At 72.0% G+C, this 22,218-nt stretch carries 21 protein-coding genes and 1 pseudogene; 17 read left to right on the top strand and 5 right to left on the bottom strand.

From position 1 onward, the window contains the following. Positions 1–54: 54 nt before the first annotated feature. From SCWH03_RS29780 to SCWH03_RS29655, 4 genes are all read right to left on the bottom strand, one after another. Positions 55–1,026 (bottom strand): transposase domain-containing protein, encoded by a 972-nt coding sequence (locus SCWH03_RS29780; RefSeq protein ID WP_308788880.1) that lies wholly within the window; start codon positions 1,024–1,026, stop codon positions 55–57. Positions 1,027–1,114: 88 nt separating this feature from the next. Beyond that, entirely contained in the window at positions 1,115–1,762 is a 648-nt protein-coding gene (locus tag SCWH03_RS19705; RefSeq protein WP_173265595.1) for a hypothetical protein, read from the bottom strand. Positions 1,763–1,764: 2 nt separating this feature from the next. After that, positions 1,765–4,080 (bottom strand): IS4 family transposase, encoded by a 2,316-nt coding sequence (locus tag SCWH03_RS19700; RefSeq protein WP_173265594.1) that lies wholly within the window; start codon positions 4,078–4,080, stop codon positions 1,765–1,767. A 64-nt stretch (positions 4,081–4,144) separates the two neighbouring features. Beyond that, positions 4,145–4,279 (bottom strand): hypothetical protein, encoded by a 135-nt coding sequence (locus SCWH03_RS29655; RefSeq protein ID WP_272491093.1) that lies wholly within the window; start codon positions 4,277–4,279, stop codon positions 4,145–4,147. On the opposite strand from SCWH03_RS29655, the pseudogene SCWH03_RS19695 reads away from it, so the two are divergent. Continuing rightward, positions 4,255–4,818, top strand: a pseudogene (locus SCWH03_RS19695) (DUF5753 domain-containing protein); the annotation flags it as partial. The gene SCWH03_RS29655 and the pseudogene SCWH03_RS19695 overlap by 25 nt on opposite strands. Beyond that, positions 4,815–5,012 (top strand): DUF397 domain-containing protein, encoded by a 198-nt coding sequence (locus tag SCWH03_RS19690; protein ID WP_173265593.1) that lies wholly within the window; start codon positions 4,815–4,817, stop codon positions 5,010–5,012. The pseudogene SCWH03_RS19695 and the gene SCWH03_RS19690, both read left to right, overlap by 4 nt. 153 nt (positions 5,013–5,165) lie before the next feature. Here the strand turns inward: SCWH03_RS19690 and SCWH03_RS19685 are convergent, their stop codons facing one another. Further along, positions 5,166–5,303 (bottom strand): hypothetical protein, encoded by a 138-nt coding sequence (locus SCWH03_RS19685; RefSeq protein ID WP_216854769.1) that lies wholly within the window; start codon positions 5,301–5,303, stop codon positions 5,166–5,168. Between the two features lie 895 nt (positions 5,304–6,198). On the opposite strand from SCWH03_RS19685, the gene SCWH03_RS19680 reads away from it, so the two are divergent. The 15 genes from SCWH03_RS19680 (at position 6,199) to SCWH03_RS19610 (ending at position 22,023) form a co-directional block, all read left to right on the top strand. After that, positions 6,199–6,945 carry an ABC transporter ATP-binding protein gene (locus SCWH03_RS19680; RefSeq protein ID WP_173265591.1) on the top strand — a complete coding sequence of 249 codons (747 nt, stop codon included), beginning with the start codon at positions 6,199–6,201 and terminating at the stop codon, positions 6,943–6,945. Then, positions 6,942–8,192, top strand: coding sequence for a DUF7224 domain-containing protein (locus SCWH03_RS19675; RefSeq protein WP_173265590.1), 1,251 nt, complete (start codon positions 6,942–6,944; stop codon positions 8,190–8,192). Before SCWH03_RS19680 ends, SCWH03_RS19675 begins: the two co-directional genes overlap by 4 nt. Positions 8,193–8,227: 35 nt before the next feature. Continuing rightward, positions 8,228–8,758, top strand: coding sequence for a hypothetical protein (locus SCWH03_RS19670; protein ID WP_173265589.1), 531 nt, complete (start codon positions 8,228–8,230; stop codon positions 8,756–8,758). Positions 8,759–9,020: 262 nt separating this feature from the next. Next, positions 9,021–11,084, top strand: a complete 2,064-nt coding sequence (locus tag SCWH03_RS19665) for a right-handed parallel beta-helix repeat-containing protein (RefSeq protein WP_254076882.1) — start codon at positions 9,021–9,023, stop codon at positions 11,082–11,084. Beyond that, positions 11,081–12,046, top strand: a complete 966-nt coding sequence (locus SCWH03_RS19660) for a hypothetical protein (RefSeq protein WP_254076873.1) — start codon at positions 11,081–11,083, stop codon at positions 12,044–12,046. Before SCWH03_RS19665 ends, SCWH03_RS19660 begins: the two co-directional genes overlap by 4 nt. Positions 12,047–12,051: 5 nt before the next feature. Continuing rightward, positions 12,052–13,344 (top strand): hypothetical protein, encoded by a 1,293-nt coding sequence (locus SCWH03_RS19655; RefSeq protein ID WP_173265588.1) that lies wholly within the window; start codon positions 12,052–12,054, stop codon positions 13,342–13,344. A gap of 439 nt (positions 13,345–13,783) precedes the next feature. Beyond that, positions 13,784–14,281 (top strand): MauE/DoxX family redox-associated membrane protein, encoded by a 498-nt coding sequence (locus SCWH03_RS19650; protein ID WP_173265587.1) that lies wholly within the window; start codon positions 13,784–13,786, stop codon positions 14,279–14,281. 10 nt (positions 14,282–14,291) lie between these two features. Next, positions 14,292–15,938 (top strand): radical SAM protein, encoded by a 1,647-nt coding sequence (locus SCWH03_RS19645; RefSeq protein ID WP_254076872.1) that lies wholly within the window; start codon positions 14,292–14,294, stop codon positions 15,936–15,938. Next, positions 15,935–16,726 carry a class I SAM-dependent methyltransferase gene (locus tag SCWH03_RS19640; protein WP_173265586.1) on the top strand — a complete coding sequence of 264 codons (792 nt, stop codon included), beginning with the start codon at positions 15,935–15,937 and terminating at the stop codon, positions 16,724–16,726. Before SCWH03_RS19645 ends, SCWH03_RS19640 begins: the two co-directional genes overlap by 4 nt. A 197-nt stretch (positions 16,727–16,923) precedes the next feature. After that, positions 16,924–17,412, top strand: coding sequence for a hypothetical protein (locus SCWH03_RS19635; protein ID WP_173265585.1), 489 nt, complete (start codon positions 16,924–16,926; stop codon positions 17,410–17,412). A gap of 188 nt (positions 17,413–17,600) precedes the next feature. Further along, complete coding sequence (locus SCWH03_RS19630; RefSeq protein ID WP_254076871.1) at positions 17,601–18,323, top strand: Crp/Fnr family transcriptional regulator; 723 nt, start codon at positions 17,601–17,603, stop codon at positions 18,321–18,323. Between the two features lie 212 nt (positions 18,324–18,535). Beyond that, positions 18,536–19,117, top strand: a complete 582-nt coding sequence (locus tag SCWH03_RS19625; protein ID WP_173265583.1) for a redoxin family protein — start codon at positions 18,536–18,538, stop codon at positions 19,115–19,117. Positions 19,118–19,123: 6 nt separating this feature from the next. After that, on the top strand, positions 19,124–20,017 hold the full coding sequence (locus tag SCWH03_RS19620) for a cytochrome c biogenesis CcdA family protein (RefSeq protein WP_173265582.1): 894 nt from the start codon (positions 19,124–19,126) through the stop codon (positions 20,015–20,017). 296 nt (positions 20,018–20,313) lie between these two features. Beyond that, positions 20,314–20,661, top strand: coding sequence for an alpha-amylase inhibitor (locus SCWH03_RS19615; RefSeq protein ID WP_254076870.1), 348 nt, complete (start codon positions 20,314–20,316; stop codon positions 20,659–20,661). A gap of 615 nt (positions 20,662–21,276) precedes the next feature. Further along, positions 21,277–22,023, top strand: a complete 747-nt coding sequence (locus tag SCWH03_RS19610) for an aldehyde dehydrogenase family protein (protein ID WP_173265581.1) — start codon at positions 21,277–21,279, stop codon at positions 22,021–22,023. Positions 22,024–22,218 lie beyond the last annotated feature (195 nt).

Here is a 22,218-nt window from a genome sequence, read left to right as displayed (position 1 = left end):
GGGGCGGCGGCAGGGGTGCGTGGCCGCTGTGCCGAACAGGCCCAGCAGAGCGCCTCATGGCGCGCCCACGTTCGCTGCGAGTTCGGCGGTGATCAGCGTGAGCGTGTCGTTTACCCGGCCGCCGAAGGGATGCCGCCATGCGTCGAGCCGTTGGGACACCAGTCGGCGGGCGAGGCGTGCGCCGCGTGGGGAGGAGACGAAGGCCATCGTGAACTCGCTGACGGGGCGGGTGGTCCCGGCCTCCGCCTCCTCCTCTGCCGCCTCCTCGGCCTCGCTCCTGATCCTCGACGCACCCATGGGTTCGGTTTCGGCTTCGGTCTCGGCCTCGTCGGGTCGCCGTGCGGGGGAAGTTCCGCTGTTCATGTGGTCCACGCTGTCGGTGCCGTCCCCACGTGACCGGATACGACGCGTACACGGGGCGTCGCTGTAGGTGTGCGGCGGGCGGGTGTAGGCGGGACGGAGCGTGACGGCCGGTGCGGGGGTGCGTTGGCCGGGGGAGGTGGTAGCGGATGAGTGAGTGCTCATGGTGCCGTCGAGTGCGGTCACCAGCAGGCCGCGCCATCGTGTCCCGGGTGCCCGCACATCGACCGGGGGGCCTTTGAGCAGGTCGAACAGCCAGCGCAGCGGTTTGCTGCCGACACGGCGGCGGGCCTGGGCCAGCGCGCTCGCCGAGGGCGCGGCGACCGGCAGACCGACCAGCGCCCCGGTGAGCTTGCGCCACACCCCGGGATAGCCGGTCTCAGGGAACAGGCCCGCGGCCAGCATCAGGTAGACGACCACACGGGAGGGCAGATCCCGCAGCCGTGACTGGACGGTACCTGTCTCACGCAGCGCCTCGTCGATCATTTCGAAGGGTATGTGCCGCGTGAGTTCACCGAGGTGGCCGGGCGCGAACCGCCCCCGGCCACACGGACGGTATGGGTGATGACAGACTGGATATCCAACGGAGTTCCTGCACGGTGATCTTGGTCGACACCGTTCTACCAGGGACTCCGTTGCTCGTCTCAGCCCATTTGACGACCCCACCCCAACCGCTGACTTCACGGTCTTGACACTGGCTGCTGAGACACCCCGAGAGGGCCCGACCGCCGGTCGCGCCCTCCCCCCTCACGTCCTACCGCCCTGCCGCGTCCTGCTGCTGCGGGGTGTCCGCGGGGAGGGTGCAGTGGGCCGCCTCGTGGGCCCGCTCCGCGGCGATCTCGGTGAGGCGGCGGAGGTCGTCGAGACGATCGGCGGGGGCGGGGTCGCGGAGCTGGACGTAGGTGCTGAGGCCGGAGTCACCGTAGGGGACACAGGCAGAGAAGACTGCTCCGACCCGGAGGATCTCCGGGGTTGTGGAGAAAGCCCAGCGTCCGGCGTCGAAGGGTGTCGGCCGCCGCCCGTTGGTGTTGCCGAGCACCTCGTCCCGCCAGCTCTTCTCATTGCTCCAGCCGCCCATCTCCGTGCGCACGAGAAGCAAGCGCCGGCCGTCACCACTGATGGTGCAGCTGGACAGGTGGTTGAGGTCGGTGGGGCTCGGGCTGCGGGGGGTGCCCCCTTCCCGGGAGATCCGGTAACTGGTCGCGTAGGGCAGAAGCCGGTTCAGAATGCCCGCCACCTCCTGCGAGTTCCCGAAAGACGGACAGAGTTCGGCCGCCTCGACGGTCCCCTTCGGCTTCTTGAAGGGCGGAGTGTTGGTGGCGTAGCTGATGCCCGCCCAGGCGGCGACCAGCGCAAGGCACACTGAGAGCGCGATGATGGCCCGCTTCCTCGTCAGCTTCATAATCACTTGTCCTTCTCCAGCGCCTTCGGCACACCCACGCCGTCAACGAAGTCCCTGATCCTGTCCTGCGCGCCGCCGAACCCGATCTCGGCTTCGCGACCGACCAGGGCCACGATGTGCGGCGAGGGCGTCCCAGCCTGGTCACCGGCCGCCTGTGCGGCCTTCTCCACGAGGCGGAAGGTGGAGTCGCGGGTCGCCTGGATCTCCTCGCCGTTGCGGTAGATGACCTCGTCCGAGCTGTCGCGCATCAGCCCCTCGGTGAGGCTGCCGATGATCTCGCCCGCCGCCGTTTCCGCCACGCCGCCCGCTACGACCGCGCCCGGGCCGACGGCCGACGCCGTGGCGGCGCCGACGCCGATGCCCACGAGGGACTCGCCGAGTTCACCCGCCTTCGTGATGGCGTCGTTGAACTCGGCGTCCTTGTTGCCCGCGTCCAGTTCGGCAGCGTATGCCCTGCCCGCGCCCAGCGTTCCCTGGATCTCACCCGCGTTCTGGGCGATGTCCAGGATGGCAATCTCCATGTTCTGGGTGGGCGAGTAACGGGGATCCTTCACGAAAGCCTCAGGATGGGCGAAGTGGTACTCCATCGCCGACGCCGTGTAGGCATGCTGGCCCACGGTGAGTGCCGCGTACCCCTCGGGGTTCTGCCCGACCACGTACATGAAGCGGGTGAGGTCCTGTTCGCCGAGCTTGGCAGCCGCCCCCTGTACCGGGTAGAGCAGGTCCTCGTTCTTGTCGGCGGGGCGCAGCCCCCGGTGGATGTCCGCCATGTACTCCGCCGAGATCTGGCCTAGGCTGTCCGACATGAAGCCGTTGTCGGCGAGGCGGGAGGGGACCTCCGAGACGGACTTGACTATCTCGCTGTAGAGCTTGGCCTGGTCCTCGGTGTGGGCGGCGGTCGCGGGGGTCGGGAGTTCGCCGGCCGGATGACCGGTGGTGGCCGCCTCCAGTGCCGCAGCAAGGTAGTTCTTGCCGGCGATGCTGTCCTCGCCCTCGGAGTCCTGGTCCGGCATCCAGTTCCGTTCTTCGAAGAGGTACTGGAAGTTGGAGAGGCCGATGTGGCCCTTCCTGCCGTCGCCGTCCGTGTCGCGCTTGAAGGGGTTGTTCTCGGTGTCCTTGCCGATGAACTCGGCGTTGAAGAACGCGGTCGCGGCGTCCGGGCTGTTGGAGAGGGCCTTCATGTAGCCGGTCATCGGGTCGAAGCCGAAGTCGGTGCCGGTGGAGTTCAGGTGGGGCCAAAGGCCGCCGCCGTGGTAGCCCCAGATCTGCTCGCGCCGGCGCCCGTCGCGTACGCCCTCCTGTTCCCTGGCGAGCATGTTGCGGCCGTAGCTTTCGAGGAAGTCGTCCTCGTAGTCGCCCGCGCGCATGAGGTTGCTCATCACGACGTAGCCGGAGACACCGATGCCGGGGCCGATCGGCTTCTCCACGGCCTGGAGCATCTCGAATTTCCAGCGCGCCATGTCGGGGCTCGCGCTCTGCGTGGCGTTGGCGAGGGTCAGGCTCAGGTGCTTCTGGAGGTCCTTGTACTGGTCGAGGCGCTTGCCGTCGGCCGGCTGGTCCCGGCTTTCCTTCACCTTGGGCAGTTCCGGGCCGGCTCCGACCCGCCACAGCAGCTCGGCCCCGGTCTGCGCGGCCCGGCACCACAGATCGAAGCCGAAGAGCCCGGCGTCCGCGGTGGCCAGCATGCCCTCCTCGAGGTAGTCGAGCAGACCGGCGAGCAGGGTGCGCTCGCCGCTGCCCTTGCCGTGGCACGGGGCGATCTCGGCGGCCAGCGGAGCGCGGGGTCCGTCCTCGATCAGAGTGAGCAGACGCAGCTGGGGGAAAGCGGAGCGCTCGCCGGCCGATCCGGGGTAACCGTAGGCGCCCGCGTTGGAGGGGGTGTCGGGCATGTCGAGGGTGGTGCCGTCGAAGGAGACCAGCCGCAGGCTGCCCAGATGGGCGCCGCCGGTCAGCAGATCGGCGACCGGCACCGCGGTGCGGCGGAAGACCTCGCGCATCACCTGCGGGCCCAGCCGCTTGCGGGCCTGGGTAATCGCGCTGGCGGTGGGCACGGGATCGCCGCTGCGGCAGGCACCCAGGCGGGCCAGTGGCTCGATCATGCGGGCGGCGACCTCCTCGTAGTCCTCGCCGCGGAACAACGCCAAGCCCATGACCAGGTAGACCACCACATGCGGGGGCAGCTTGCCGTCGGAGCGGCGAGCCTGCCTGCCGTACTCGGCCACCACCTCGTCGATCACATCACGCGAGACATCGGCGGCCAGGACCCCCACGGAGACCAGATCCTGCAACTTCCGTTCCCGCAACGCGTCCTGATCCATGCCCGGCACGGTAGCCAACCCGACGGGCGGGGTGACGTGAACCCACCCCAACAACAAGATCAACTTATGCTACGTGGCATTGAGTGATGACCTCGCCGGTGGCGACGTCGAACGCGGCGAACAAGGTGGTCAGCCCGTTGCGGACGTAGTCGTGGGTGCGCCGCTCCGGCATGCCCGGCGTTCTTCCGGGACGCCGCACGGCTGGAGGGGGAAGCGGTGGAGCTTCATGTGTACGCGACGAAGGCTGTGCCAGGGCTGCTGCAGTCCGACGAGTACGCGCGCGCCGTGTTCACCATGTGGCGGCCGTTGCTGGCGCAGGACGTCATCGAGGAGCGGGTGGCGGCCCGCCTTGCCCGGCAGGGGGTCTTCTCCGGCATGCAGCAGCCCACGATCAGCTTTGTCATCGAGGAGTCGGTGCTCAGGCGGCCGCTCGGAGGTCGGGCCGTCATGCGAGGCCAGTTGGAGCATGTTCTGCTAACCGGTCAGCTTCGTCATGTCGAAATTCAGGTGGTGCCGACCGAGTTGGAGGAGCACGCTGGATTGGAGGGGCCGTTCACCTTGATCGAGACGCGAGACGGGCGCAGGATCGCTTACGTGGAGGGGTACAAGGACAGTCGCCTGCATACCGAGCGTCAGGCGGTCCGGGAGCTTGAGGAGCAGTACGGAATCCTCAGGGCCCAAGCACTCACCCCTCGTGCGTCACTGGCCTTCGTCGAAGAGTTGCTGGGAGAACAATGAACGCCGAGAAGTGCCCCGAGTCCGCGTTGGCGTGGTTCAAGAGCAGTTACAGCACCGGCTCAGGCGGGGAGTGTATCGAGGTCGCCGTCAGCGCTCACACCGTGCGTATACGCGACTCCAAGGACGTGGCCCGTCGCGGCCTTGCGGTCGGCACCGAAGCATGGGCCGCGTTCGTCGGCTTCGCCGTTCGGTGAGCGACGGCTGTGCCCCCGGTTCTGCACCGGGGGCACAGCCATATGCCCTGCCCTTGGCCGGATGGCGTCCCGCCGGGTGGTGGAGGGGATCACGGACGGCGGAATCCGCGGGTCCTCGATGGTGACTCGGCCGGATCAGACGGGGGGCCCGTTTCAGCGGGACGCTTCGCGGGTTGCCGCCCGGTCTGTTTCGGCGACGAGCGCGCGGGCGGCGTGGAAGAACGGGGTGCCGCGCATCGGGCTGTCCACGGTGGTCACCGTGCCGCCGGGGGCGCGGCCGCCGAGATGCACCTGAACCACCGCAGCATCGAGCAGGTGTGCATCACCTGGCGCCAGCCGTCGACCACATCGACGCGGTCCGATCCGTCCGGATCCGCAAGGCCCTCTCCCGTATGCGCGGAGACCTCGCACGCTTCCGCGCCCGCGGTCTGCGGTGCCTGGCCGAACTCGGCGAACGCGCACGCGGAGCCCCCACCAGCGCCGAAGCAACACCGGCCGAGGCAAGGAGGGCATGCTGCTGAGGGTCGCCGAGGCGGCACTGTCGGAGCCGTCCGGCCCGGTACGACGGGTGATCTTCCCGGTGGCCTGCGGGGAAAAGACGTGAAATGAGCCAATCTTGCGGCTGAGACCGTATCGAATGCTTGATCGGTCAATTCGTCTCTGCGTACCGTCTCCCTCGCTTGCAAGGTCGATCTCAGGGGGAAACCGCACATGAGTCCAGCCGTTTGAACGCCTTGCGCCACTCGGGCCGCCGGGTGGGCACCGTCGCGCTCGGTGCTGCTGCCGTGCTTGTCCTGCTCGCTCCGCCCGCGCGGGCGGCAAGCTGGTCCGGCTGTCCGTGCGGGAGTCGCTCCCGGCCCCGAGGCCCGTCGCCGACACGAAACCGGTGGCACCGCCACGATCAAGTCCACCGGCTCCACCGGGGGTGTGGTGCGGAGGTCCGTCTTCGCAACAAGGACACCCTTGGACCCGACCCGGCGTACTCGACGGCGGTGTTCACCCACTGCCTCGCCGGTAGTAGCGCCACATCGGCAGGTAGTTGGCCCGGTCACAGATCGGGTGACTCCTGCTTCGCCGTCAGCGTGGCCGCCGCGAATCTCAAGCCGACGGTCGGGTCGCTTGCCGTCACCTACCGACGATCTCGATCCCGGCCCGGCACTTCCCTTCGGCACCGAGGTACCACCGAATGCCCTTGCTCTTCGAATCCTGCACCTTCCGATACCCGCGCACGTCACGACCTGTCCTCGACAGTCTCGATCTGACGTTCCCCCCGGGGCACACCGTCCTTCTCGGACCCAACGGCGCGGGCAAGAGCACCCTGCTCTCGCTCGGCGCGAGCGCGTCGAAGCCGCAGGCGGGGCGCGTGCGGTACGGGCGGCTCGACTCGGCCGCCCGCAAGCACGTGCGCGGCTACCGGCACAGGGTGTCCTGGCTGCCGCAGCGGCCCGGGTTCCTGCCGGGGCTGACATGCCGCGAGCATGTGGCGTACGTCGGCTGGCTCAAGGGGATGTCCGAGCGGGAGGCCTGGCGGGCGGCTCCGGACGCGATCGCTCGTGTCGAGTTGACGGACAAACTCAACCGCAAGGTGAAGACGCTCTCCGGCGGACAGCAGCAGCGGATCGCGATCGCGCAGGCTCTCGTCCACAAGGCCGAACTGCTCCTCCTCGACGAACCCACCGTGGGACTCGATCCGCAGCAGCGGCGTCGGTTCCTCGACCTGTTGATCTCGCTGCGCGGCTCTGCCCATGTGATCGTCTCCACACATGACATCGGGGACCTCGACGAGGCCTTCGACGGCGTCGTCGTCCTCGAGTCGGGCCGGGCCCGGTTCCAGGGCTCGGTCGACCGGTTCTCGGCCCACGCACGACCGGACTGCGCACCGGGGCGGCGCCTCGAGAGCGCGTACGCGTCGCTGCTGGAGGGGGCCGAGTGATCACCTGGGCGAACCTCCGCTCCTCGGCCGCACCATGGCTGCTCCTGCCCGCCCTGCTCTACACCGGCCTGTACATCGACGACGTCACCTACACCGCGCAGTCGGGGTACGGGGTGGAGTCCGGGGAGTTGGCCTCCTACGGGCTGGCGGTCATCGCTCCGGCAGCGGCCGGGGCCGCCGCGTGGGATGCGGGCCGCCACCGCCTCCTGGGCGCCGTAGGGACCACAGGTGCACGTCGCCTTGCCCAACGTCTCCTGTGGGCCGCAGCGCCCGCGCTGGCTCTGCAGTGCGTCCTGACGGCCGGGGCTCTCGTCATGGCTCGCAGGGCCGTCGGGGTCTGGCCGAGCGGAGCCGGATGGCTCGCGGTGGCGCATCTGTTCGTCCTGCCCCTCGGCTGGCTGGCGATCGGCTGGCTTCTCGGCGGGCTGCTGCCCAGAAGCGTCGCGGCCCCCGCGGCCGGCATCGGCTGTTGGGCCTGGCTCTCCGTGCCGCACACGCTCGCCAATGCCTGGATGCGCCATCTCGGCGGCTTCGTGGACGGAACCTCGACCGTCACCGATGTCCGCGACCCCGCCGTGTACCTCGTCCCCTGGCTCGTCGTCAGCTGCCTCGCCCTGTCCCTCTGGCCCGTCGTCTCCCTTCGACGGCGGGCAGCAGGGCTGGTCGTCGGCGTCCTCGCGGTGGCACTGACGCTCATCACAGGACGCATGCTGGTGGCCGAGTGGGGCTACCAACGCCCCACGAGTCCCCGAGCTGTCGCCTTGACCTGCAGCGGAGAGTCGCCGAAGGTCTGCGTACCGCCCGAGTACGAGCCCTACGTCGAACAGCTCCGCAAGGACGCCCTGGCGCCTCTCGACCGTCTTCGGGCCGCGGGCGTCACCCCACCCCGCGAACTGCGTATCACCTCGTCGGGCGTTTCCGTCGAGTCCGGTACCTGGCCGCTGTACTGGTCTCTTCCGCCTCTCCGTTCACAGACGGACGTTCACCAGTACCGGGCGGACCTGGCCCGGTCGGCGGTAGTCGGTACCGCCGGATCCGCCGAAGCCACCGGCTGCCCGCCGGCGAGCTTGCCGACCGCATGGGCCATGCTGGTGATGGGCATGGACGAGTCACTCGTACGGGAGCGCATGCTCCCCGCGGACTGGTCGTCGCTCCAGGGAATCCGGCGGCTTTCCGCGCAGCGGCAGGCAGACTGGTTCGGCGAGGCAGCCGTGAACCGGAACCACTGCCCCCAGGCCCGCACATGAACCGGTACGCGGTGGGCGTAAGACGCTGGTGGGCCGTGCCTGCGGCGCTCCTCCTGCTCATTCTGGTGTGCTGGACGGTGGGCGCGAGCCAGGTTCCCGTTCCCAGCCTGACCGGTGGCCTGTCGGGTGCGCAACTCGCCTACTTCACCCCTGTGCTGGTCGTCGTCACCACGATGTACTGCCTGGACAGAAACCTCCGCGGAGCCGAGAGCACTGCGGTGGTGCCCGTTCACCTGCTCGACACGGCCGCTCTCGTCCTCACCGTGGTACTGGCTCACCTTGCCGGGTTCCTGGTCGGCATGGACATCGCCCGCAACATCACGGTTCTGCTCGCCCTCGCCCTCGTCACCCGGCGTCTCGCGAACGAAGCGACCGCAACGGCGGCCGGACTGCTGCTGCTCCTCCTCAACCTCATCCTGGGTCGCGCCTACGATCCAGGCGGCCACGCATCCCCTACCTGGTGGGCCCTGACGCTCTACCCGGCCGGAAGCCTCCCGGCCTGGGTCGTGGCCCTCGTCCTGTTCGCTCTCGCACTCGCGATCCCGGGTGCGAGGCACCGTGCATAGACCTTCCGTGGGGGCCGGTTGCACCGGTCCGCGGGCTCCCCGGTGCCAGGGCCACGGTCCTGGTGAAGGGCGGGCCGCACCGCGGCCCGAGCGTCTGTGGGACTCGGGGCCCGGTCGCGGGCGGGACCGGAGAAGCCCGGGAGGTGCCGGCCATCGACCGGCGCGTACCGCCGGCCGCCGGCGGGGCCGGCCGCGATCGTGATTCGGCCGGACCGTGACCTTCACAAATTCTGGGACGCGTTCTACTTTTCAGCCCATGTGGATGACGTGGACACGTCGAATCATGACGGCCCTCGCCGTCGTCGCCGCCCTGCTGCTGGGCACGGCGACGACGGCGCCGGCCCACGAGGAGCGCGAGGTCGCCTTCCCCGACGGCACCGGCAGCGTCCCCGAGTACCGCGACGGAGCACCGGACCTGCTGGTCTGCAAGGCGGACAGCGGCGACTTCCAGCGGCGTATCGCCCGGTTCCCCGAAGCGCTGCGCGAACACAACCTCCGGCTCTACGAGCAGTGCGTCCGGGACGGCTACCGCCATATCCAGCAGGCGGTGGACGCCGTGGACCGGCCGGGGATGACCATCGCCGTGCTGCCCGGCCGCTACGAGGAGGAACCCTCGCAGCCCGAACCGGCCGGAGAATGCGCCCGTCTGAAGGCACCCCGGGCCGGGCAGGGCTACCAGGTCCTGTCCTACGCACAGCAGAAGCAGTGCCCGCACAACCAGAACCTGGTCGCGATCCTCGGGAAGCGGGACCTGCAGATCGAGGGCACCGGGGCCGGACCCCTCGACGTGGTCGTGGACGCCGGCTACCGCAAGCTCAACGCCATCCGCGCCGACGGCTCCGGCGGCGTCTACTTCCGCAACTTCACCGCCCAGCGCACCACGTTCAACGCGCTCTACGTGCTGGCCGTGGACGGCTTCGTCATCGACAGGGTGCTCACCCGCTGGAACGACGAGTACGGCTTCCTCACCTTCGCCAGCGACCACGGCCTGTACCGCGACTGCGAGTCGTACGGCAACGGGGACTCGGGCATCTACCCGGGCAGCGCCTCGGACATCAACGACGGCCGCGGGTACGACGTGCCGCGCTACTCCATCGAGATCACCGGCTGCCGCAGCCACCACAACCTCCTCGGCTACTCCGGCACCGCGGGCGACTCGGTCTGGGCCCACGACAACGAGTTCGACCACAACATGGCCGGCGCGTCCATGGACAGCGTCTTCCCCGGGCACCCCGGCCTGCCGCAGAACCACGCGCGGTTCGAGCGCAACCTCATCCACAGCAACAACCAGGACTACTACCGGTACGTCGTGGACGGCACCTGCGCCAAGCCGCCCGCCGAACGCGGCTACGAGCGGGGCGTGGTCTGCCCCCAGACGTCCGTGCCACCCGGCACGGGGGTCATGGTGGCCGGCGGCAACTGGAACGTCTTCGAGGGCAACTGGGTCTACGGGCACGAGCGCGTCGGGTTCCACCTCAACGCGGTCCCCGCCTACATCCGCGGCGACGAGTCCTGGTCGCGGCAGACCGACACCTCCCACCACAACCGCTTCCACGCCAACAAGCTCGGCACCGACCGGGACGGCACGGCGGACCCCAACCGCGTCGACGTCTGGTGGGACGGCCAGGGCGAGGGCAACTGCTGGCAGGACGACACCTCAGGCAGCACCCCCCGCACCCTGCCGGTGTGCGGTGACGAGCCGGGCGCGGTGTCCGGCGGATCGCACCGGCTCCTCGGGGAGCCGGTCAAACTCGCCCAGTTGATCGTCTGCTCCGACTACAGCGCCGGGGCGCGGCGGCTTCCCGCGGGCTGCGACTGGTACGGCGCGCGCGGGATCGAGCGCGTCGAGGTGCAGACCGCCCTCGCGATCGCGGGCGTGCTCGCGCTGGTCGGCGGCCTGCTGTGGTGGCGCAGACTGCGCGGGAACCGCTGGGTCGCCGTCGCCACCGCGCTCGGCGCGGCCGGCCTGGTCCTCGATGTCGCGGGCGAGACGCTCTCCCTGTCCGCCACGATCGTCCCGGCGCTCGCCCTGCTGCTCCTGGGGATCTGGTGGACCGCCACCGGGCTCGCCCTGCGTGCGGGCAGCCCCGCCTTCGGCTGGACAACGGTGGCGATGGGCCTGCTGACCCTGCTGGACGCCTTCGACCAGGCGGTCGTCATGGTCCCGTGGACACCGCTCGGCCCGGCCTGGCTGCGCGGACTGCTGGGCCTGGTGTGGGTCGTGTGGGCGGTGGTGGCCGCGGCACGGCCGGTGGACGCTTCCCGGTCCGCCGCCGCGAACGCCCCGGACGGAGCCGGTGCGCCGCGGCCGGGGGCCGCGTCATGAGGCCCGGCAGGGACCGCCGTCCCCGGCGGGCGGCCCCCGCGCTGGCCGCGGCAGCCCTGGTCCTCGCCGTGGGCTCCTGCACCGAGCGCCCCACCACGCACCACGGGTCGGGCACGGGCCACGACGTGGTCACCGGCCCCGCCGGGACGCTGCTGCCCGGCGACCACGGAGAGCACGCTCACGACCGCCTGCGGCAGGTACCCGCACGGGACGCCCCGACCGTCGCGCTGACCGTCCGGCCCGACACCGAGGACGGCTGGAACGTCCGGCTCGCCGTCGGGCGCTTCCGCTTCACCCCGGACAGCGTGGGCGGCGCGGCCGTCCTGGGCACCGGTCACGCCCATCTGATGCTGGACGGCAAGAAGATCGCCCGGGTGTACGGCGGCAGACACCACCTGCCCGCCGAGCGGATACCCCCCGGCGGCGGAACGCTCACCGCCCGGCTCGTCGCCGACGACCACACCGCCTGGGCCGTGGAGGGACGCCCCGTCCAGGACAGCGTGCGGCTGCCCGGGGCGTCCCCGGGTGCGTCGCCCGGCGCATCGCCCGGGGCGTCCCCGGGTGCGTCGCCCGGCGCATCGCCCGGGGCGACCCCGGAGCCCGGGGACGACCGGCCGGCGGGCCAGTCCGGTGAGACCCCGTCCGGTGGGTCCTCGACCCGCGAGTCCCCGTCCAGCGGGCCGAGCCAGTCCGGCCAGGCCGCCCGGACCGTCGAGATCACCATCGCCGAAGGCCGGATCAGCCCGGCACCCGGGCGCATCGAGGTGGGCAGGGGCCGGCCCGTCGACCTCCGGGTCACCAGCGACACCGACGACGAACTGCACGTCCACGGAGTGGACCGCTCGGCCGAGCTCAAGGCCGGCCGCACCACCACCCTCCGTGTCGTCATGGACCGGGCAGGGCTGTTCGAGATCGAGACGCACCGCTCGGGTCTGGTGCTGGCGCAGCTCGCGGTCCGGTGAGCGGGGTGCACGTTCTCGCCCACGGAGTCGGCTCCCGGCACGATCTGCCCGTCTCGGCCTTCCACGCCTATGCGGGTGCGTTCGCCGCGCTGCTGTTCTCCTTCCTGGCACTGGGCCTGCTCTGGCCGGAGTCCCGCTTCCGCGGAGACCGCTCCGGCCGACCGCTGCCCGCCGTGCTCCAGCGCGCGGCGGACTCCCGCGCCCTGCGCGGCGGGCTGCGGGCGCTGGGGCTCGTCGCCGCCACCGCCGTACTGGTCCACCTGGTGGCCGGTCCGGACGACCCGGCACGCAACCCCGCGCCCGGCGCGGTCTATGTGCTGCTCTGGGTGGGGCTGATACCGGCCTCGATGCTCCTCGGCCCCGTGTGGCGGCTGCTCAACCCGCTGCGGGCGCTGCACCTGCTCGGCTGCCGTGCCCTGCGCAGATCCCCCGACACCGGGCGGCGGGAGCCGGCCCTGCGGCTCGGCCACTGGCCGGCGGCGGCCGGGCTGCTGGCCTTCACCTGGCTCGAACTCGCCTCCCCCGCCCCCGCTTCCCGCACCGCCCTGCTGCTCTTCCTGCTCTCCTACGCCGCCGTGCAGCTGGCGGGAGCGGCCGTCTGCGGCCGCGTCTGGTTCGACCGGTGCGACGCGTTCGAGGTCTATTCCGCACTGCTCGCCCGCCTCGCACCCCTGGGGCGCGGGGCCGACGGGCGGCTCGTCCTCCGCAACCCCCTCAACGGACTCGACGCGACCCCCGTGAACCCGGGCCTGGTGGCCACGGTGTGCGTGCTGCTCGGCAGTACGGCCTACGACGGCTTCTCGGACACGCCCTGGTGGATCAACACGCTGCAGACGTCTCCGCTCGGCCGCACCGCGACCGCGACCGCCGGACTGGTCGGGACCGTGACCGGCATCGCCCTCCTCTACGTGGTGTGCGCGGGCAGCGCCCGGCTGATCGCCGGGCCGGTGCCGCGGCCGCTCGGCGCCTTCGCCCACTCCCTGCTGCCGATCGCCGCCGGCTATCTGGTCGCCCACTACTTCTCCCTGCTCACGACCGAGGGACCCCGGACGCTGGTGCTCGCCGTCGACGGCGCCGGGGCCGGCGGGGCGACCGCGCCGGACCCGCCACTCGGGCCGGCGGGCCTCGCCACCCTCCAGGTGACGGCCGTGGTCACCGGCCACATCCTCGGTGTCGTCGCGGCGCACGACCGGTCGGTTCGCCTGTTCCCGCCGGCCCGGGCGGTGGCGGGAGGCCTTCCCCTGCTGGTTCTCATGATCGGATACACCCTCTGCGGCATCGGACTGCTCGTCGCGTGAGGACCGCCCGCGCCGGCCCCACCCACCTCGGGCGGTGCGATGACCGCGGGGCGGTCGGGCCGGGCACCGGGACACCTGCCGGCGGGGTAGCCGCGCCGGACAGCGTGACAGCGTGACGGCGTGAACGCGGCCGTGCCGCCGCAGTCCCGTGCCGCCGCCGCGTAGCTGCCGCTGCCGGGCTGCGGCGCTGCCCGTGTGGCCCGCCGGGGCCCGTTGCGCCGCTGTCCGCCGCGTCGTCCGCGGGGGTTCGCCCACCCGCTGCCGCCCGTGCCGCCGCCGCGTAGCTGCCGCTGCCGCGCTGCCCGTGTCGCCCGCCGGGGCCCGTTCGCCCCTCGCCGGCCCCGGTACGCACACATCCGGGGGATCACCCGCGCCGGGGCGCCGCTTCGGTGAGCGCGCTTACAGAGATCGGCGGCACCGTCGGCATAGCGTGCGGAGCATGGTGTTGCGGCTCGTGCTGGGCGCGCTGTTCGTCGCGATGGCGGCCGGGCAGCTCGCGTCCCTTCCCCAGATGCCCGGGATCCTGGCCGCCTACGGACTGGTCGCCGGCCCGGCGGCGGCCGTGCTCGCCGTGGCGCTGATCGCGGGCGAGCTGGTGTCCGGGGTGTGGTTCCTGGCCCGCCCGCGCTCCCGAGCGCTCGCACCGGTGCTCGTGTTCACCGGCGTCGCCGTGGTGTGGGCTCTGCTGGCCGTCCAGGCGTTCGCCCGCGGGCTCACGGTGGCGAACTGCGGCTGCTTCGGCGTCTTTCTCGTCCAGAGTCTGAGCTGGTTCGTCCTCGTCCAGGACGCGCTGCTGCTGCTCTACGCCGGTGTGCTGCTCCGCACGGCCCTCCGGACCGCGCCCGCGACCGCCGCAGGGCCCTCGGCGGTCTCCGTGCCCGGGGTCGTGCCCGGGGCCGGGGCCGGGGCGCCGGACCGCCGAGACCCTTCCGAGTGAGGAGTTGGCCATGCCCCTGCCATCCGGCGGGTCGTCCCCCGCGTCGCCCGGTGGGCCGTCCCATGGGCCGTCCCCCGCGTCGCCCGGTGGGCCGTCCCGCGCCTCCGCGCCCCGGCGCAAGGCGGACCGCGACGAGGTGTTCGTGGAGTTCACCAAGTCGATCTGCCCCGTGTGCAAGACACCCGTCGACGCACAGGTCAACATCCGCGAGGACAAGGTCTACCTGCGCAAGCGATGCCGCGGCCACGGCGAGTTCGAGGCCCTGGTCTACGGTGACGCGGAGGAGTACATGGCCTCGGCGCGGTTCAACAAGCCCGGCACGATCCCGCTGGCCTTCCAGACCGAGGTCAGGGACGGCTGCCCGCTGGACTGCGGGCTGTGCCCTGACCACAAGCAGCACGCCTGCCTGGGCATCATCGAGGTCAACACCGGCTGCAACCTGGACTGCCCGATCTGCTTCGCCGACTCCGGGCACCACGGGGACGGCTACTCCATCACCCGCGAGCAGTGCGAGCGGATGCTCGATGTCTTCGTGGAGTCGGAGGGCGAGGCGGAGGTGGTGATGTTCTCCGGCGGGGAGCCCACCATCCACAAGCACATCCTCGACTTCATCGACCTGGCCCAGGCCCGCCCCATCACGTGCGTCAACCTCAACACCAACGGCATCCGCCTCGCCACCGACCGGGACTTCGCCGCCCGGCTCGGCGAACGCAACCGGACGCCGGGCCGGTCGGTGAACGTCTACCTCCAGTTCGACGGCTTCGACGAGCGCACCCATCGGGAGATCCGGGGCCGCGACCTGCGCTCGTTCAAGCGGCGGGCCCTGGACAACTGCGCCGAGGCCGGTCTCACCGTCACCCTCGTCGCCGCCGTCGAGCGCGGCCTGAACGAGCACGAACTCGGGGCGGTCGTCGAGTACGGCATCGACCACCCCGCGGTGCGCTCCGTGGCCTTCCAGCCGGTCACCCACTCCGGCCGGCACCTGGAGTTCGACCCGCTGAACCGGCTCACCAACCCCGACGTCATCCGTTTGATCACCGAGCAGCGCCCGGACTGGTTCCGCAAGGGCGACTTCTTCCCCGTCCCCTGCTGCTTCCCCACCTGCCGCTCCATCACCTACCTCCTCGTCGACGGCGAACCGGGCGACCGGACCGTCGTGCCGATCCCGAGGCTGCTCGACGTGGCGGACCATCTCGACTACGTCGCCAACCGCGTCATGCCCGACACCGCCGTCCGCGAGGCACTGGAGAAGCTGTGGTCGGCCTCCGCGTTCATGGGCACGGCGACGACCGAGGAGAGACTGCGGGCCACCGCCGAGGCACTGGACTGCGCGGACAGCTGCGGCATCGACCTGCCGCAGGCGGTGAAGCAGCTCGACGACAAGGCATTCATGATCGTCGTCCAGGACTTCCAGGACCCCTACACGCTCAACGTCAAGCAGCTGATGAAGTGCTGTGTCGAGGAGATCACCCCCGACGGGCGCCTCATCCCGTTCTGCGCCTACAACTCCGTCGGCTACCGCGAGCAGGTGCGCGCCCGGATGTCCGGGGTGCCCGTCGCCCCGGTCGTCCCCAACGCCCTGCCGCTCGCCCCCCGGCTCACCACCACCCCGTACGGTTCGAAGACCGCCCGCACCGACGCCCGGGAGCAGCCGTGAACAGCGACGAGGTCAAGAGCTGCTGCGCCGACGCCTACTCCCGGGACGTCGTGGCCCTGCTGCTCGGCGACTCCTACCACCCCGGCGGCACCGCCCTGACCCGCCGCCTCGCCGACGCGCTGGGGCTCGCCCGCGACGGCCGCGTGCTGGACGTGGCCTCCGGCCGGGGAACCACCGCGCTGCTGCTCGCCGGCGTCTACGGCGTGCGCGTGGACGGCGTCGACTACTCCGCCGCCAACACCGCCCTCGCCCAGGGAGCGGCCCAGGCCGCCGGACTCGCCGAGCGGGCCGGGTTCGTCACCGGCGACGCCGAGCACCTGCCCTACGACGACGGGGTGTTCGACGCGGTGGTGTGCGAGTGCGCGCTGTGCACCTTCCCCGACAAGGCCCGGGCTGCCGCCGAGTTCGCCCGGGTGCTGCGTCCCGGCGGCCGGGTCGGCATCACCGACGTCACCGCGGCCCCGGACCTGCTCCCGCCCGAACTCAGGAGCGTCGGCGCCCGGATCGCCTGCGTCGCCGACGCCCGCCCACTGACCGAGTACGCCGCCGTCCTGGCCGGCGCAGGGCTGCGCACCGTCACCACCGAGCGCCACGACGCCGCGATGCTCCGGATGATCGACCAGATCGAGGCCCGGCTGAACCTGCTGCGCATCACCTCGCCCGCCAGACTCGCCGACGCGGGCGTCGACCCGGGCGCGGCCCCCGCCGTCCTGGAGGCGGCGCGTGGCGCCGTGGCCCGTGGCGACCTCGGCTACGCCCTGCTGACCGCCGAGAGGCCGGCCGGCTGAAGCCGTGCCCGTGGGACCGTCCTTGTGGGACCGGCCCCGTGAGACCAGCCTGGCCCGAGATCCGCCAGGCGCCGAACTACCGCCGGGTACGTAAGCGGCCTCACATACCCGCCGCCGCTGCCGCCCCTAGCGTGGATCGCCAGGGACGTACACCACTCCCACTCCCACTCCCACTCCCACGCGAGGGGGCGCTCACCATGGCAGCCACAATGCATGTATCCCCGACAACGGCCGTCATCCCGGTCCACGCGGTGTGGGGCGCCGCGGCCGGCCTGGTCGGCGGGGTCGGAATGGGCATCTGGATGTCGGTGTCGAGGCCGATGGCGGACACCGCGATGATCACCATGGTCGCCGGGCTGCTCGGCTCGACCAACGCCGTCGTCGGCTGGGTCGTGCACCTGGCCATCGCCCTCTTCGCCGGTGCGGTCTTCGGCGTACTGGCCGGGCAGTACGCCGAGCGGATCGCCGCCGGTGCCGTTCTCGGGCTGGCCTACGGCGTGCTGTGGTGGTTCGTCGGCGCGCTGTGGATCATGCCCGCCAACATGGGCATGCCGGTCTTCGAGTGGAACGCCGTCACCGCCTCGAGCTTCGGCGCCCATCTGGTGTTCGGGCTGCTCACCGGTCTGACGTACGCCGCGATCGCCCAGGCCGCGAACCACCGGGGCGGCGGACCGGCCGTCCGATGACCCCTGCACCGCCCGCGTCGAGCCCCCGCCCCGATGGCCCAGGGCCGGGCGCCGCGCCGCGCCGGTCGTGCGACGACGGCACGGCGGTGTCCTACTGTCTGGCCGACAGCGCCGACGCGCTGGCCGGCCCGGCGTGGGGCGATGCGCCCCCGCCCTGGGCCCCGGGACGACGGGAGGAGACGCACACGATGACCCACGCCTACACGGACGGCGACGGGGGCGGGCAGGGAACGTGGTGCCTGGCCGAGGTGGACATCTTCTGCGACCTCTCGGAGCAGGAGATGGCCGCCATCGCGGAGGCGGCGCCCATGAAGACCTACGGCGCGGGCGAGATCCTCCACTCGCCGGACCAGCCGAGCGAGGTGCTGTTCATCCTCAAGAAGGGCCGGGTGCGGGTCTTCCGGGTCTCCGCCGACGGACGGGCGCTGACCACGGCGATCATCACCCCGGGCACGATCTTCGGCGAAATGGTCCTGCTCGGCCAGCACATGTACGACAACTACGCGGAGGCCCTCGACGACGTCATCGTCTGCGTGATGAGCCGGGCCGACGTCAACCGGCTGCTGCTGTCCGACGCCCGCATCGCGGCCCGTATCACCGCGATCCTCGGACGCCGCCTGGCCGAGCTGGAGCAGCGCCTGTCGGACAGCGTCTTCAAGACCGTCGCCCAGCGCATCGCCACCACCCTGAGCACCCTCACCGCTGCCCAGCCTCCCGCAGGCCCGCTGCGCCCCGTGGGGCGCCACCCGCAGATCGCGCTCACCCACGAGCAGATCGCCGCTCTCGCGGGGACCTCGCGCGAGACCTGCACCAAGGTGCTTCACGACTACGCGGACCAGGGGGTGATCCGCCTGGCCCGCGGGCGTATCACCGTCCTCGACGCCGCCCGGCTCAGGGACGCCGGGGGCTGACGGCGACCGGAGGACACCCGCCGGAGGACGGCCGCGGGCCGCCGTCGTGCCGGACCGGCATGAACCGAATGGTCATGAACCGAATGGTCATGAACCGGTCCGTCACCGGAAAGGTCCGTCACCGAACCGTAAGGCCTCTCCTCCGTACGCGTCGGCCCGGCGGGACCTACAGTCGCACCGGAACCGAGCCGAGCACCCGACAGGAGTCCGCCATGCGCGTCCGCACCCTCCTCCCCACCGCCCTGGCCGCCACGTTGCTCACGCTCGCCGGATGCGGCGCCGAAGGCGGCTCCGGCACGGGCGGAGACACCGGGGCGGTGCCTTCGGCGACGCCGTCAACGGCCCCGCCCGCCGCGTCGGACGGCGGTGGCACCGGCGGCGACGGGGCTCCCGAGGCGCTGAGGTTCACCGGCACGACCGTGGACGGTGAGCCGTTCGACGCGAAGACCCTCGCGGGCAGGCCGGCCGTGCTGTGGTTCTGGGCCCCCTGGTGCTCCACGTGCAAGGCGCAGGCGGCCGAGACGGCCAGGGTCGCCGCCGAGTACACGGGCAAGGCCAACGTGGTCGGCGTGGCGGGCCTGGACGGGAACGCCGCCATGAAGGACTTCGTCGCCGAGACGAAGGCGGGCGGCTTCCCTCATCTGGCCGACGAGGCGGGCGACGTGTGGAAGCGGTTCGACGTCACCGAGCAGAGCCGGTACGTCATCCTCGACAAGAACGGCGAGACCGTCTACGAAGGTGTTCTGCCCGGCGGTGAGGGGCTGGCCGAGAAGGTCGCCGGACTCACCGGCTGAACCCCGATGTCGGATCTGCCGATCGCCCTCGCGCTCACCGCGGGCATGCTCGCCGCCGTCAACCCCTGCGGCTTCGCCCTGCTTCCGGCCTATCTGTCCCTCCTCGTCCTCGGCGACGACACCCCCAGCCGCACCGTCGCCGTCGGCCGCGCCCTGACCGCGACCGCCGCCATGACCGCCGGATTCGCGGCGCTCTTCGGGATCTTCGGCCTGGCCGTGCAGCCCGTAGCGGGCCAGGTGCAGCGTCATCTGCCCTGGTTCACCATCGTTTTCGGACTGCTTATGGCGGGCGCCGGGGCCTGGCTGCTCGCCGGCCGCCGACTGCCCTCCCCGGCACCGAAGGTCCGCCGGGCGCCCGGTCTCACCCGTTCCGTCCCCTCCATGGCGCTGTTCGGGATGGCGTACGCGGCAGCCTCCCTGGGCTGCACCATCGCCCCGTTCCTCGCGATCGTGGTGTCCGCGGTCCGCACCGGGTCCACCGGTGAGGGCGCCGCCCTCTTCATCGCCTACGCCGCCGGCATGGGCCTGATCGTCGGGGCCGCCTCCCTGACCGTCGCCCTCACCCGCACCACCGCCGTCACGCGCCTGCGCCGTCTCGGTGCCGCAGCCCCCCGCCTCGGCGGCGGGCTGCTCCTGCTGGTGGGCGCGTACGTGGCGTACTACGGCTGGTACGAGATCCGCGTCCAGCGCGACCCCGCCACCCGGGATCCGGTCGTCGACGCCGCGGGCGCCCTCCAGCGCACCCTCGCCGACGCACTCGGCGCCGTGGGCTATGCCGGGGTCGCCGCCCTGTTCGCCGCCCTGCTGGTCACGGCGGTGGCGCTGGCCCGGCTGCGGCGGACCCGGCGCCCGCGCGCCGCGGAAGCCGTCCCCCCGCCCGCGGCGGGCCGCTCCCGCTGACGGCACCTGCGGAGGCCGGAACGCCGCCGGGGAGCACCTGGGTTGCGACCGGGCCGGGCCCTGCGAGGAAGGAACCCCGCAGGGCCCGGCCCGGGGCTGCAAGGACTGCTCGGCCGGGTGTGCCCGGGAACGCCGGCCGGCGTGCGGCGGGGGCGGGTTCGGCGGGGTGACGGCTGGGGGAGACACATCCGAACAGTTCATGAACTGAACCTTCAGGGCTGGCCGAATCCCAACGATCCCCTGGACTGCTCGGGCAGACTGTTTCCGTGCATTCAACTTCTGAATGAGGAGTTTCGATGTGGCGGATATCCGCTTCAGTAGTCGGTGCAGCAGCGATGACGGCGCTGGCGGTGTTGTCCACGGCGGGCACTGCGGGTGCGGCAGGTTCTGCGGGTGAGGCCGTTGCGGCACCGGCGGCCGGGGGAGGCGAGTCGGCGCCCGGGTGCGTCCAGTACGCGGCGACCTGGCGCTACACCCACGTCACCAACGCCTGCGACACCGCGTACCGGTTGACGGTGGAGTACACCGACGGCACCGCGGTGCCCTGCCGTGAGGCGCAGCCGGGTGCGACGGTCACCTTCCCCGGGTACGGCCCCGGCGGCAACGGAGTCCTGCGGGTCCGGCTGTGCGAGCCACCGATGTGATCCACGCTCCGCGGGGGCCTCGCGGCGGGCCGCACGTACCGCCCGGGGCCCCCGGGGCAGTCGTACGGCCCGGATCGCCGGGCGGCAGGTCCCGGGCGGATCGGCGGGCGACAGGAGCCGTCGCGCCGGGGCGCGGTGTACGGCAGGGCAGCGGGGGCCCTGGTACCCCGGGCGTCGCGCCCCCCGCGTTGCGCACCTCCCCCGGGGGCGGCAGCATGGTGCAACGGCCCATGGCAAGGGCCCCCGCCGGTGAGCCGGCGGCGACCGCCGGAACCCCCGGCGTGCAGGCGATGCGGCGATTTTCCCAGATCAGCCGGACATCCCCAGATCCCCAGATCCCCAGATCCCCGCATCCCCGGACCGGCTGAGCGGGCGCCACGGGCGCCATGGAAGTCCGAGCGACCCCACCACGAGACCGATCAGCGTTCTTGCACGAGACGGATCTGCCACTCGGGTACACCGGCGGCGTCGCGGAGGCGGCCGATGCGGACCGGGGTGCGGCTGCGGCACAGCGCGCCCGGCGCCGTCCGGTACGGCGGCCATGTCGGACCGGCACTGCACCGGACAACGGCGTGTCCGTTCACTCATCGCTCCGGACGAAGCTGGGAGTGAGCCATGACCACTGGGACCGCGTTGCACTGGATCGACGGCGCCTGGGTCGGCCCGGGAGCCCGGGATGGTGCCGAAGCCCGTCCGGCACCGGGGGAGCGGGAGGCGGACGGGCGCGAGATGGCGGCACGGGCGCTCGCGGCGGCCCGGCGGGCCTTCGGCGAGACGCGCTGGAAGGACGACCGGCATCTGCGCGCCAGGACCCTGCACGAGATGGCGGACCTGTTCGCCGCGCGCCAGGGGAAGCTGACCGAGGCACTGGCCCAGGTGGACGGCAGCAGGCGGCGCGCGCGCTTCGAGGCGGAGACGGTGCCGTCGAGGCTGCGGTACTTCGCCTCCCTCGTCCGCAGTGAGCACGGCCGCGCGCTTGAGGCCGCCCCGGGGCAGTGCTCCCTCGTCCTGCGGCGCCCCCGCGGGGTGGCGGGGATCATCGTGCCGCGCCGGTCCCCGGCCGTCCTGCTCGTCTGCTCCCTTGCCCCGGCCCTGGCGGCCGGTACGACCAGTGTGGTGCGGATGCCGGGGCAGACGGCCCGCGTCAACGCCCTGGTCTTCGGGGTCTTCTCCGAGACCGAGTCGCTGCCGCGCGGCGTCGTGAACGGTTTCGCGGAGGTGGACGGCGCGGGTGCCCGGTATCTGGTCGCCACCGCCGATGTGCCGTGCGCCCTCGGCGGCGCCGCCCGGGAGGCGTCGGCGATGGACGACTTCACCCGGTGCGAGCGCGTGACGATCACCCCGGGGACCATCCAGCGGTAGCGGGCCCGTCGTGGCGTTCCGCGGCCCGCTACTGCTGCCTGCCCGCACTCGCGCAGGCCCGGGGCCCGTGCCCGCCCGCACTCGTCAGCGGATGGCGAGAAGGCCACAACGACGGCTACGCCCTGGGCCTGGCCGCCGCCGCCGGCCTCTTCGTACTCGCGGCAGTCGTGGCGACCGGGGTACTGCCCCGACGCA

Source organism: Streptomyces pacificus (genome assembly GCF_011766325.1).
GTDB classification, from domain to species: domain Bacteria; phylum Actinomycetota; class Actinomycetes; order Streptomycetales; family Streptomycetaceae; genus Streptomyces; species Streptomyces pacificus.
Note: the sequence above shows the minus strand (reverse complement) of the source record. Positions and strands in the feature narration are given on the sequence as shown.